The 12279-nt window shown below is 46.4% G+C and carries 12 protein-coding genes and 1 tRNA gene; 8 read left to right on the top strand and 5 right to left on the bottom strand.

Annotated elements, in window-relative coordinates; all coding sequences use genetic code 11:
- Positions 1-22: 22 nt before the first annotated feature.
- The 4 genes from prfA (at position 23) to kdsA (ending at position 3896) form a co-directional block, all read left to right on the top strand.
- Entirely contained in the window at positions 23-1105 is a 1083-nt protein-coding gene (gene prfA / locus M2387_RS03715; RefSeq protein ID WP_259047262.1) for a peptide chain release factor 1, read from the top strand.
- Entirely contained in the window at positions 1105-1938 is an 834-nt protein-coding gene (gene prmC, locus M2387_RS03710) for a peptide chain release factor N(5)-glutamine methyltransferase (protein WP_259047261.1), read from the top strand. The genes prfA and prmC overlap by 1 nt, the downstream gene beginning before the upstream one ends.
- Positions 1939-2206: 268 nt before the next feature.
- Positions 2207-3016, top strand: coding sequence for an invasion regulator SirB1 (gene sirB1, locus M2387_RS03705; protein ID WP_259047260.1), 810 nt, complete (start codon positions 2207-2209; stop codon positions 3014-3016).
- A gap of 25 nt (positions 3017-3041) precedes the next feature.
- Positions 3042-3896, top strand: a complete 855-nt coding sequence (gene kdsA / locus M2387_RS03700) for a 3-deoxy-8-phosphooctulonate synthase (RefSeq protein WP_259047259.1) — start codon at positions 3042-3044, stop codon at positions 3894-3896.
- A gap of 74 nt (positions 3897-3970) precedes the next feature.
- Here the strand turns inward: kdsA and chaA are convergent, their stop codons facing one another.
- Positions 3971-5074, bottom strand: a complete 1104-nt coding sequence (chaA, locus tag M2387_RS03695) for a sodium-potassium/proton antiporter ChaA (protein ID WP_259047258.1) — start codon at positions 5072-5074, stop codon at positions 3971-3973.
- Positions 5075-5662: 588 nt separating this feature from the next.
- Between chaA and M2387_RS03690 the strand changes: the two genes are divergently transcribed.
- On the top strand, positions 5663-6328 hold the full coding sequence (locus tag M2387_RS03690) for a gamma-glutamylcyclotransferase (RefSeq protein ID WP_259047257.1): 666 nt from the start codon (positions 5663-5665) through the stop codon (positions 6326-6328).
- 78 nt (positions 6329-6406) lie between these two features.
- On the opposite strand, the gene M2387_RS03685 is transcribed toward M2387_RS03690, so the two are convergent.
- The 4 genes from M2387_RS03685 to M2387_RS03670 all read right to left on the bottom strand — a co-directional run bounded on the left by M2387_RS03685 (position 6407) and on the right by M2387_RS03670 (position 8593).
- Positions 6407-6760, bottom strand: coding sequence for a DsrE/DsrF/TusD sulfur relay family protein (locus tag M2387_RS03685; protein WP_259047256.1), 354 nt, complete (start codon positions 6758-6760; stop codon positions 6407-6409).
- Between the two features lie 123 nt (positions 6761-6883).
- A tRNA-Tyr gene (locus tag M2387_RS03680) sits at positions 6884-6968 on the bottom strand.
- A 155-nt stretch (positions 6969-7123) separates the two neighbouring features.
- Positions 7124-7966 (bottom strand): formyltetrahydrofolate deformylase, encoded by an 843-nt coding sequence (purU, locus tag M2387_RS03675; protein WP_259047255.1) that lies wholly within the window; start codon positions 7964-7966, stop codon positions 7124-7126.
- Between the two features lie 171 nt (positions 7967-8137).
- Positions 8138-8593 carry a YchJ family protein gene (locus tag M2387_RS03670; protein ID WP_259048276.1) on the bottom strand — a complete coding sequence of 152 codons (456 nt, stop codon included), beginning with the start codon at positions 8591-8593 and terminating at the stop codon, positions 8138-8140.
- Between the two features lie 106 nt (positions 8594-8699).
- On the opposite strand from M2387_RS03670, the gene M2387_RS03665 reads away from it, so the two are divergent.
- The 3 genes from M2387_RS03665 (at position 8700) to galU (ending at position 11563) form a co-directional block, all read left to right on the top strand.
- On the top strand, positions 8700-9458 hold the full coding sequence (locus M2387_RS03665) for a hypothetical protein (protein WP_259047254.1): 759 nt from the start codon (positions 8700-8702) through the stop codon (positions 9456-9458).
- On the top strand, positions 9443-10456 hold the full coding sequence (rssB, locus tag M2387_RS03660; protein ID WP_259047252.1) for a two-component system response regulator RssB: 1014 nt from the start codon (positions 9443-9445) through the stop codon (positions 10454-10456). The genes M2387_RS03665 and rssB overlap by 16 nt, the downstream gene beginning before the upstream one ends.
- Positions 10457-10654: 198 nt before the next feature.
- The gene (gene galU / locus M2387_RS03655; protein ID WP_259047251.1) at positions 10655-11563 is read left to right on the top strand and encodes a UTP--glucose-1-phosphate uridylyltransferase GalU; all 909 of its coding nucleotides are present in this window, start codon (positions 10655-10657) and stop codon (positions 11561-11563) included.
- Positions 11564-12279 lie beyond the last annotated feature (716 nt).

Raw genomic sequence — 12279 nt, 5'->3', positions numbered from 1 at the left:
ATTACAAGGTGAAACACCGCCTATGAAGCCTTCTATTGTTGCTAAACTGGAAGCCTTACAAGAACGCCACGAAGAAGTTCAGGCCCTGCTGGGCGACGCGAAAACTATCGCCGACCAGGATCGTTTTCGTGCGTTGTCGCGTGAATATGCACAGTTAAGTGACGTATCTGCTTGTTTCCTGCAATGGCGTCAAGTACAGGAAGACATTGAGACGGCTGAAAGCATGCTCAGCGATCCGGAAATGCGCGAAATGGCGCAGGAAGAATTGAACCAGGCTAAAGCCAGCAGTGAGGAATTAGAGCAACAGTTACAAGTACTGTTACTGCCAAAAGATCCTGATGATGAGCGTAATGCGTTTGTCGAAGTTCGAGCCGGTACCGGGGGCGATGAAGCCGCGCTGTTTGCGGGCGATCTGTTCCGTATGTACAGCCGCTATGCTGAAGCTCGCCGCTGGCGTGTCGAGGTCATCAGTGCCAACGAAGGTGAACACGGCGGCTTTAAAGAAGTGATCGCTAAAATTAGCGGTGATGGCGTCTATGGCCGGCTGAAGTTTGAGTCAGGCGGTCATCGTGTTCAGCGTGTTCCGGCGACTGAATCACAGGGGCGTATTCATACCTCTGCTTGTACCGTTGCTGTCATGCCAGAAATCCCTGAAGCAGAATTACCGGATATCAATCCGGGCGATTTACGTATCGATACCTTCCGCTCCTCAGGCGCGGGTGGACAGCACGTAAACACCACCGATTCAGCTATTCGTATTACCCACTTACCGACCGGTATCGTGGTGGAATGCCAGGATGAACGTTCTCAGCATAAAAACAAAGCAAAAGCACTCTCGGTATTAGGGGCGCGTATTCATGCTGCTGAAATGGCAAAACGTCATCAGGAAGAGGCATCCACACGCCGGAATCTGTTAGGTTCAGGTGACCGCTCAGACCGTAACCGGACCTATAACTTCCCGCAGGGACGGGTTACTGACCATCGTATCAACCTCACGCTTTACCGTCTTGATGAAGTGATGGAAGGGAAAATCGATCCCCTGATAGAGCCGATAGTCCAGGAATTCCAGGCAGACCAGCTGGCCGCATTGTCCGAGCAGGACTAATGGATTTTCAGACCTGGATAACCAATGCGGTTACGCAGCTTGAAGGCAGTGACAGCCCAAAACGTGATGCCCAAATTCTGCTGGGGTTTGTGACAGGTAAATCCCGCACATTTATTCTCGCGTTTTCGGAAACGGCCCTGACCGATTTGCAGTACAGCCAGCTGGAAATCTTGCTGGCTCGTCGGATTAAGGGAGAGCCTGTTGCTTATCTGATTGGGGAGCGAGAGTTCTGGTCACTTCCTTTGCGCGTTTCTCCTGCAACCCTGATCCCACGCCCTGACACTGAATGCCTGATAGAGCATGCGTTAACCTGCCTGCCTTCTCATCCTTGTCATATCCTGGATTTAGGAACCGGCACCGGGGCGATAGCGTTGGCGCTGGCGACTGAACGTCCGGATTGTCAGGTCACAGCATTAGATGTTGTGCCTGAAGCCGTCGCTCTGGCACAGAGTAATGCCGAATTTCTGGCTGTCACCAACGTAAAGATGTTACAAAGCCATTGGTTTAGCGCGCTTGGGGCTGAACGGTTTGCTTTGATAGTCAGTAATCCGCCCTATATTGACAGTGACGATCCTCATCTTTCAGAGGGCGATGTGCGCTTTGAACCTAAAAGTGCGCTGGTTGCTGAGAATCATGGTCTGGCTGATATTGAAATTCTGGTCAGTCAGGCGCGTGATTTTCTTGAACCGAATGGCTGGTTGATTCTGGAACATGGGTGGCAGCAAGGTGCAGTTGTGCGTCAGTTGTTTCTCAATGCCGGTTTTGAAGACGTAAGTACTGGCAAAGATTATGGGGATAATGAGCGTCTGACATCTGGGCGATATATTCCATAATAAAGACAGATCATTAAACCAAATGTGCTTTTTAGACCAGAAATACTGGCTTTCGCTATTGGTTTATCGTGATTACGTTGCTGTTAGCTGACTGACGAAGTATTTAGCGTTATTATTTATGCTACTTTGGAATTTATTGGTCAGCAAATATCAGTAAAACCAATAGGTATATATACCCGCAGGGTACAGGTTTGCTATTTGTCTGGACCGGTGGTGCACACGTCCTCCTTGCATTCACCACCACTAAAATATCGTTATTGGGGTAAGTATGAAGTCGTTAGCCGATTTCGAATTTAATCAGGCTCCACTTTGTGAAGGCATGATTTTAGTTTCACAATTGATTCGTGATGACTTCCCAGTCGCCGAGGTTAATCGGCAGCTCAGTCAGCTGGTTGCACTGGCACGTGAAGAAATCTGTGAAGGTCAGCATCCGGATATACAACTTCAAAAACTGCTTGAGCTATTTTATGGCTCGTGGGGATTTAAAGATGCGAGTGGCGTTTATCGCCTCTCGGATGCGTTATGGCTGGATAATGTATTAAAACAGCGACAGGGCAGTGCTGTATCGCTGGGGGCTATTTTATTATGGGTCGCCGATCAGCTGAATATCCCGCTTATGCCGGTTATTTTCCCGACACAGCTCATTTTGCGCGCAGACTGGATGGACGGCGAAATGTGGCTGATTAATCCGTTTAACGGCGATACGCTTGATGAGCACACACTCGAAGTCTGGTTGAAAGGCAATGTCAGCCCGACAGCTGAATTATATGAAGAAGACCTCGAAGAGTCGGATAACGCAGAAGTGATCCGCAAATTACTGGATACGTTAAAATCCTCACTGATGGAAGAACGACAGATGGAGCAGGCTCTTCGCGTTAGTGAAGTATTGCTGCAATTCAATCCTGAAGATCCCTATGAAATTCGCGATCGTGGTCTGATTTATGCGCAGCTGGACTGCGAACATGTAGCGCTTAATGATTTAAACTATTTTATTGAGCAATGCCCCGAAGACCCGATCAGTGACATGATCAAAGTGCAAATTAATGCTATTGCACATAAGCAGATAACTCTTCATTAAGCGCACACCTAATTAAGGCGAAGATATGAAACAGAAAGTGATTAACATTGGTGATATCAAAGTCGCAAACGACCTGCCATTTGTCCTGTTTGGCGGGATGAATGTGCTTGAGTCACGTGACCTGGCGATGCGCATCTGCGAACACTATGTCCAGGTAACGCAGAAACTGGGTATCCCGTACGTATTTAAAGCGTCATTTGATAAAGCTAACCGTTCATCAATTCATTCTTACCGTGGTCCGGGCCTGGAAGAAGGGATGAAAATCTTCCAGGAACTGAAAGACACCTTTGGTGTGAAAATCATCACCGACGTACATGAAAGTTCACAGGCTCAACCTGTTGCTGAAGTCGTTGATGTCATTCAGCTGCCCGCATTTTTGGCTCGCCAGACAGACCTGGTAGAAGCTATGGCGAAAACTGGCGCGGTGATTAACGTTAAGAAACCTCAGTTTGTCAGCCCGGGACAAATGGGTAATATCGTTGATAAGTTCGCTGAAGGCGGTAATGACAAGGTTATTTTATGTGACCGTGGTACACAGTTCGGTTATGACAACCTGGTTGTTGATATGCTGGGCTTTAGCGTGATGAAACAGGTTTCTAACGGTGCGCCAGTCATTTTTGACGTTACCCATGCGCTGCAATGCCGCGACCCGTTCGGTGCGGCGTCCAGCGGTCGTCGTGCACAGGTTGCTGAACTGGCACGAGCCGGTATGGCTACGGGTCTGGCTGGCTTATTTATTGAAGCGCATCCTGATCCAGCAAATGCCCTGTGTGATGGTCCTTCTGCTCTGCCGCTTGCGAAACTGGAAGGCTTCCTGAGCCAGATTAAAGCTATCGATGACCTGGTAAAAAACTTTGATGAGCTGGATACCAGCAACTAATTCTGTTCGCTGATGATACAAAAAAGCCCTTGCCATAATATATGACAAGGGCTTTTTTTTGCCCGTCGGACTAATCAGGCAAAAATAGTCATCAGGTAAGCGGCAAATAACGCTAAATGCGCTGAACCATTGAGGACGTTGGTACGGCCTGTTGAAAATGAAATCTGGCACAGTACCAGGGCTGATACCATCACGACCATCTGTGGGTTACCTAATGCGAAGACTATTTCGTTCCCGGTTATCATCGCGATAATGGTTACCGCCGGGACTGTCAGTGAAATCGTCGCCAGTACTGAACCAAAGAACAGGTTCATTGCACGCTGTACTTGGTTATTCAGTACGGCTCGCAGGGCACCAAGACCTTCAGGAGAGAGGATCAGTAACGCGATAAGGAAGCCAGTAAACTGCTCAGGCGCACTGAGGCTGCTCAGTAAAAACTCCAGAGGGTTAGCATTCATCTTGGTAACGGCAATAACCGCAATCAGATGTACAATCAGCCAGGCAGTATGCCATTTTGAACTGTGGGCTGACGGCTTACCGTGGTGCGGGTCTCCGTCATCACTTTCATCTTCGTGATCATAGATAAATAAACTCTGATGAGTTTTGGTCTGAATTAACAGAAACACGCCATACATAGCCGCAGAAATTAAGGCGACTAACAGTGCCTGGCCCGTCGAAAAGTTTCCTGCTGGCAGAGCCATAGGGAACACCAGGACGATAATAGCGAGTGGGAATAGGGCTATCAGGTACTGCTTAAGTCCAAACAGGTTCAGATACTGTGTGGCAAATTTACGGCCACCCAGTAATAAGGAAAAGCCGACTAAACCACCGGTAACAATCATAATGATGGAATAAAGCGTGTCACGCATCAAGGTCGGAGCGGCATCACCGGTCGCCATGAGAGCTGATATCAGGCTGACCTCAAGAATAACCACCGATAAGCTAAGAATAAGTGACCCATAGGGCTCACCAAGGCGGTGTGCCAGAACATCCGCATGGCGTACTACGCTGAAGGCACTGGTCAGAATAGCGACCAGGGCTAAAATGTTGATCCCAACGACCGCTAGCAGAGACTGGCTCGAACCCCACATTGCCAGCACTGCCAGGGCGAGTACCGGGAAAATGAGAGAACTCTCCTTGTGGCGGGTTTTTACCGGCTCGTGTTGTGTTTTTGACATTAAACGACTCCATTTCTGCAGATGATAACGAGTTTGTTTGCTGTATCTGTGTTTTTAAGTGTAACAATATAGCAAAAAAAGGACTTTTTTACTCAAAAATTTACTTTTTTTTACTGCTTTTGCATGGTTTTTAAATTAAATCGCTATAAACACTAATGTTTGATTATTAATTCAATTAAAACATAATGATATGTTTTTTATTAACGCAAAATAAGAACGTTTCTGGTGTCTTCTGACAAGACGCGAATTGAATCCGGAGTAAGCGAATTCGTCCTTACTTTAGCTGCTATCTGTACTGATTAAGGTGGTCCGCAGGGTGATGACTGAAGTGTAGCAGCAGATAAATACCCGAATATTTCACTCTTTTTCAGGAATAGCATTATTTTCATGCGCTGGCCAGACGGCTATGGAATAATCTGTTGCCGGGAGCAATAGTTTACCGGATCCTAATGTGCGAAAATTGAAATATAGCGCATATTTGACATTGATTCTCACCAGTTAATTGATTATGGTCATTTTATCAGTCAATTGAGCAGGATAGTTCAATACCTTTCAGTAAAGGGATATTTGTTGTGATGGAGGCGTCGCGTGTTAACCAGAGATTTCTTAATGAAAGCAGATTGTAAGACCGCTTTTGGTGACATTGAGGAATCAATATTATGGAGCCCTGAGCAACGGTCAGCTTCTCTGGCTGCCACCCTTGCCGGGCGTCCTGACCAGGGGCCGATATGGTTGTTTGGATATGGTTCTTTAATATGGAATCCAGCGTTTGAATACGAAGAGGCAGAACCTGCAACGCTTACCGGCTGGCATCGTGATTTTTGCTTACGTCTGACTGCCGGACGCGGAACGGCATGCCTTCCAGGCAGAATGCTTGGGTTGACCGCAGGCGGGGAAACAACCGGGCTGGCGTTTCGCCTTCCTGATAACGAACTGGAAGATGAACTGGCTCTGGTCTGGAAGCGTGAAATGATAACCGGCTGTTATCTGCCAACCTGGTGTCCGCTTCAGCTGGACGATGGGCGGCAGGTGAACGCTCTGGTCTTTATTATGGACTCAAAACACCCGCTATATGCGGCGGACTCACGTAGCGAGACAATTGCTCCCCTGATTGCCACAGCTACTGGCCCGCTGGGCAGTAATGCACAATATTTATTTTCACTTGAAGAGGCTTTGAAAGAACGCGGAATGCACGACGAAGGGGTGACTGAACTTGCGAGAGAAGTACGTAACCATATAACGCAGCTCCCTTAATACCAGATTCGCTGTGATGACCGGGCACTGATTGCCCGGCATAAAGCAGATGATGACCTGAAATCCCGCTAATGTTGTCTAAAACGTTAATACGTTATTAGCAGCAACAACCCACTGAGCCAGCTCTCCTAGGGTTCCAATTTCTACACCATCGACAAGCGGCAGGGCGGTGATACCACGGCCATCGGCGCAGGTTTTGCATAATTTTACCTGCGCACCTTGTGCGATTAATATTTCAAGCATCTGCTGAATATTGTAACCCTCGACAGGTTTTTGCCCGCCTATTCCGGCAGTGACAGCATCAGACATTAAAAATAGTTTTACTTCCGGAGGTGGGGTTTGCTCCCCGAGCGCAATGGCCAGACGTAAACTATTAAACAGCGATTCACTGCCATAAGCAGCACCATTGGCAATAATGACGATTTTCTGCACGGGTAACCCTCTTATTTAGCTCAATAACTAAGAAGTATAATAGGTTACCGATGACATAGTATTGCGCAAAAGCACGATTGAATTTGATAAACGGTCGGAGAGAGAAGTGAGTAACAAAAGGAATGGTGGTGGGGGAAGGATTCGAACCTTCGAAGTCGATGACGGCAGATTTACAGTCTGCTCCCTTTGGCCGCTCGGGAACCCCACCACAGGGTAATGCACTTTACAGGCCAGACACGTTGCAAAGCGGGCGCATCATATCAAACGATGCGCCCCTGTAAAGACTTTATAGTAATAAAATGAACTGTTTGCCGTTTTTTTGCCCGGACTGCTGCCCGTATAAACAGTTCGCTATAAAAGAGGTTACAGAATAATCGTACGGTTACCGTAGACAAAGACCCGCTGAGTCAGAACCTGATAAAGTGCACGGCTGAGGACGTTCTTTTCTACATCGCGACCGGCACGCATCATGTCATCAGCGCTATAGCTGTGATCAACATGAATAACGTCCTGCATAATAATTGGACCTTCATCCAGATTATCATTTACGTAGTGTGCAGTAGCGCCAATAATTTTCACACCGCGTTCATAAGCCTGATGATACGGACGTGCACCGATAAAGGCTGGTAAGAACGAGTGGTGAATATTAATGATTTGGTTCGGGAAGCGAGAAACAAATTCAGGTGATAACACCCGCATATATTTAGCCAGTACCACATAATCAGGTTTCCAGGCTTCAATCGCCTCTGCCATCAGGGCATCATGCTCAATTCGCGTCATACCTTCATGGCTGACTAACTGGAATGGAATATCAAAACGCTCAACCAGGGTACGCAGAGTTTCATGGTTGCCAATAACCGCAGCGATTTCAACATCCAAACCGCCGTAGATGGCTTTCATCATTAAATCGCCGAGGCAATGCGCTTCTTTTGTCACCAGAATCACAATACGGCGCTTGCCAGCAGGTGTCAGTTCGCGAACAGAACCCTCTGGTAATGCACTGTCGAGATCGGCAAGTAATGTTGTGTCATTGAAAATGCCTTCAAGTTCGGTGCGCATAAAGAACCGCCCGGTACGATGATCAACGAACTCATTATTTTGCACGATGTTCAGTTCGTGTTTATAGCAAATGTTCGTGATACGCGCGATCAGACCTTTTTGGTCAGGGCAGATAGTGCGGAGAACTTTACGTTGTAATGCCTGCATGGAATGGTAAGTCCTGTTAGAGTGTCTGCAAAACGATAATACTTTTGATGGGATTATACCCGTGATACATCAGGTTGCCAGGGTGTTACGTGCGTTCAGCCCAATGAAGGCATTATTGTCGCATTTCACTTTGTCTCTATTGGCAAGATGAATGTTTCAGAGCATAAATAACTACCCACAGCATTTTTTAAATTTTTTGCCTGAACCGCATGGGCAGGCATCATTACGACCAAAAGACGGACGTATGCCGTCGACATAATACCATCGGTCGTTTTCTTTAAGGAAACGAGAACGTTCAATTATGGCTGTAAGGTTGCCGTTTTCTTGGAAACGGGCAACAAAACTGACATAAGCTTCATTATCCTCTTTACCACAAGCTTCTTCATAGATGGTCAGACCCAGCCATTCTGCAGAACCAAAGCCCTCGGAAAGTTCTGATTCTAAGCTCGAGTAACGGCGAGCCGGATGCCAGCTAGTGACTAAATAACCAGCATTATGTAGAACAAACGCCGTATAACGGGAGCGCATTAACTGCACAGCCTGCGCGGGTAGCTGGCTGGCATCGAGATAAGGCTGGCAACATAGGCTATACTCTAAACCACTGTCACATGGACACAGTCGCATTATTGCATCTCCTGGATAAAGTTATTTACAGACAATGGCAGACACTATATTAACTGAGCAGTGACTTTGCCGTCACTGAATGATTAGCAAGAAAAATAACTGAGACATAATGAGACAGGTGAGAGATGACTGGCTTTACCCGCCAGTGGTTGTAACCGGAAAACAAAACCTGGTAAATGTGACTGTAGTCAATAATAACTACAATAAGATTAACGAAGTTGACAGCTTTAGTGTAGTTTCCGTACAAAATCTGGACTCGGGCTATTTCTTAATCTTGATACGCAGGATGCGTGTGTTATTTAGCAAGGAGCTTCCCATTTTGAAAGACTCACAGTGGTTTTTTCATGCCCCTATGCATGATATTATAAAGCATAACGGCTCTCATTCTCATTTGTTCCATTGCTGTAAAACAGATACGTCTGATTATTTATTGCTGGCGCTATTAATTTATCCAGGAATTGAACCCACCCCCGCTGTATACGATAAAAATATTCGCCCTGCTCACGGCCGTGCCGTAGATTTTTTGTTGTTTACGCTATCAGACGTACTTGAGAGTCAATTTAGTACTACAATCATTATACTGCTTCGACAGACCTTTCCTGTTTTTATACTGGGGCCAGGCCTGTGGCATTTCCTCAGCAGGCATTTGCCCACGGGAAACGTGCCTGTGGTATTCAGAATGGGCGTAGTAATGTCAATATGCGGGGCACAGGGGAAAATAGAAAATGAGCATGTTTTTGTGTCTGTCTTCATGACTGGATTTTTTGGTTTCACATTTGGCCCTGTCAGTATCAATGAAAGTGAGTACTGCGTTATGCGTCAGCCGAGTTACTTTCACCCTGAGGATAACTCATGCGACGGCCACTAGAAGGAAAAGAGATCCTCATAGCCGATGGAGATACCGCCTTCGGCTTAGTGCTGGAGAACTATTTTTCTTCATTGGGTGCGATACCTCGGGTCGCATCAGAGGGGGTCAGTGCTCTGGCGTTATTTCACGAACAAAAACCTGATTTACTGATTTGCGATCTCGCGATGCCAAAAATGTCAGGCCTCGAGTTGATAGAGCAAATTCGTCTTCTCGATACTGAACTCCCCATTTTAGTGATTTCTTCGGCCAGTAATATGTCAGAAATAGCGAAATCTCTGCGTCTGGGAGTACAGGATGTTTTATTAAGGCCGCTGAGTGACTTTGACCGATTAAGGGAGGCGGTTTTCTCTTGTCTCTATCCGATTATGTTTGGTTCCAGGCTCGATGAACAAGAACGGTTATTTGAAGACTGGGATGCTCTGGCCCGGGATCCTATAGCTGCATCTAAACTTCTGAAAGAGCTTCAGCCTCCGGTGCAGCAAATTGTTGCCCAGTGTCGAATTAACTATCGGCAGTTGCTCTCCATTGATAAACCTGGGTTAGTGCTTGATATTGCTCCACTCTCTGAAGTCGACTTAGCCTTTTATTGCCTCGATGTTACCCGCAGTGGCGATAATGGCGTATTAGCGGCACTATTACTCCGGGTCTTGTTTAACCGGGTATTACAAGATCAGTTAGTGCAACGGCATCAGCGATTACCAGAATTAGGACGGCTACTGAAACAGCTTAATATGTTGCTGCGTCAGGCGAATCTGACTGGGCAGTTTCCACTTTTAATCGGCTATTATCATCGCGAGCAACGTAATTTAATACTCATCTCTGCGGGGCTGAATGCCACTCTGAGTATTGATAATCAACACTCAGAGTTAACCAGCGGGCTCCCTCTGGGGACGCTGAATAATGCCTATCCCAACCAAATGAGTCAGCAATGTGACTCCTGGCACTGTCAGATTTGGGGTAGCGGGGGGCATTTACGCTTAATGTTGTCTACAGAGTGAACGGTCAGACACTAAAGCGTAATTAGTCTTATACGGACTTATGAGCGGGTGGTAATATCTGCGACGTTTTTTCGTATTTATCCTAAATTAATAGCGACATGGATTAACGGCAGCGTTTAACGCGAAAACTGATATAATCACATGTCTTTTTGATATTTATACCAAGCCTAAAAACTTAAACGGTCCTGGAGATTTTTGATGGCTGCGATTAATTCTAAAGTAACAAAAGCTGTTATCCCTGTAGCGGGATTAGGCACGCGTATGTTGCCAGCAACTAAAGCAATTCCTAAAGAAATGCTGCCTCTGGTGGATAAACCGCTAATTCAATATGTAGTGAATGAGTGTATTGCAGCTGGTATTACAGAGATTGTCCTGGTTACTCATTCATCAAAGAACTCCATTGAGAACCATTTTGATACCAGCTTTGAGCTGGAAGCCATGCTTGAAAAGCGCGTTAAGCGCCAGTTGCTGGAAGAAGTTCAGTCTATCTGTCCACCACATGTCACCATCATGCAGGTCCGTCAGGGACTGGCTAAAGGATTAGGACATGCTGTTTTATGTGCTCATCCGGTTGTCGGTGATGAGCCGGTTGCGGTGATCCTGCCTGACGTAATTTTAGATGAATTTGAATCCGATCTGTCCCGTGATAACCTGGCAGAGATGATCAGTCGCTTTGATGAAAGTGGACGCAGCCAGATAATGGTTGAGCCAGTGGCTGATGTTACTGCATACGGTGTTGTCGATTGTCAGGGCGCAGAGCTTTCTGCCGGTGACAGCGTACCTATGGTTGGTATCGTCGAAAAACCTAAAGCAGATGAAGCACCTTCTAATCTGTCCGTGGTCGGGCGTTATGTCCTGAGCGCGGGTATCTGGCCGCTACTGTCGAAAACACCTCCTGGCGCAGGCGATGAAATTCAGCTGACTGACTCTATTGCGATGTTAATGGAGAAAGAAACCGTTGAAGCCTATCACATGAAAGGCGTCAGCCATGACTGTGGTAATAAGCTAGGTTATATGCAGGCTTTTGTTGAGTATGGTATTCGTCACAAAACGCTGGGTGAAGATTTTAAAGCCTGGCTGAAAACTACTCTGGGCAGCCAGAAGTAAGTTAAGTATCCCCGTCTCTCTTCAAGTCACCCGCGTTAAACCTCCGCAGGTAACTTGAATCGATAACGTGGTTAGTCCGTGAAGGCTGACCACGTTTTTTTTACCCGTCATGTCGTCGTTCTCTCATTCAGCACCGCTGCACCCTAAAATTGTCACCCTGTATGTGATGGCTTGCCTGTCAGTGTATTAAATAAACCGTTATTAGTATGAAACGATGATGGATAAATGCATTATCTGATTCAAGGAGCTATTTCTAAAAAGTTGTGAATAAAAGAGACTGCTTATTCACCTTAAAAGTTTACTGTTGTGTAAAAACTGCTGCAGAAAAAAAGCTATTATTTGTTCCGGATGTGCGGGGAAGTAACATCTCATTACCATAGCGGCTGTAACCGGGCGAAAAACCGCTCTGTAGCGACCACAGCCGTCGATATGCCCTGGCCGGTAGTTTCTGTCATTCCTGGTATCCTTCCCATTAACTGTGCGCCTGCTCAATTTTTACAGGTAAGAGAGAATTCTCCTGACTTATGCCGGAATCAATATGACGGGTATAACATTTTCAGCACCAATGTTATATCCGTCATATTTTAAGCTTTACGGATTATTCTGACGTTATATGTCATGATATTCCACAGTTGTATCGGTAACCCAAGTTGGTTGATAGCCAGCTACAGGGTTATTATCAGTAGCAGGTATCATAGTAAAAGGTAATTAGTAGC

This window comes from Klebsiella sp. BIGb0407, from assembly GCF_024807845.1.
Taxonomy (GTDB): Bacteria; Pseudomonadota; Gammaproteobacteria; order Enterobacterales; family Enterobacteriaceae; genus JGM124.
The sequence above is the reverse complement of the archived record's forward strand: the minus strand, read 5'-3'. Positions and strand labels throughout refer to the sequence as shown.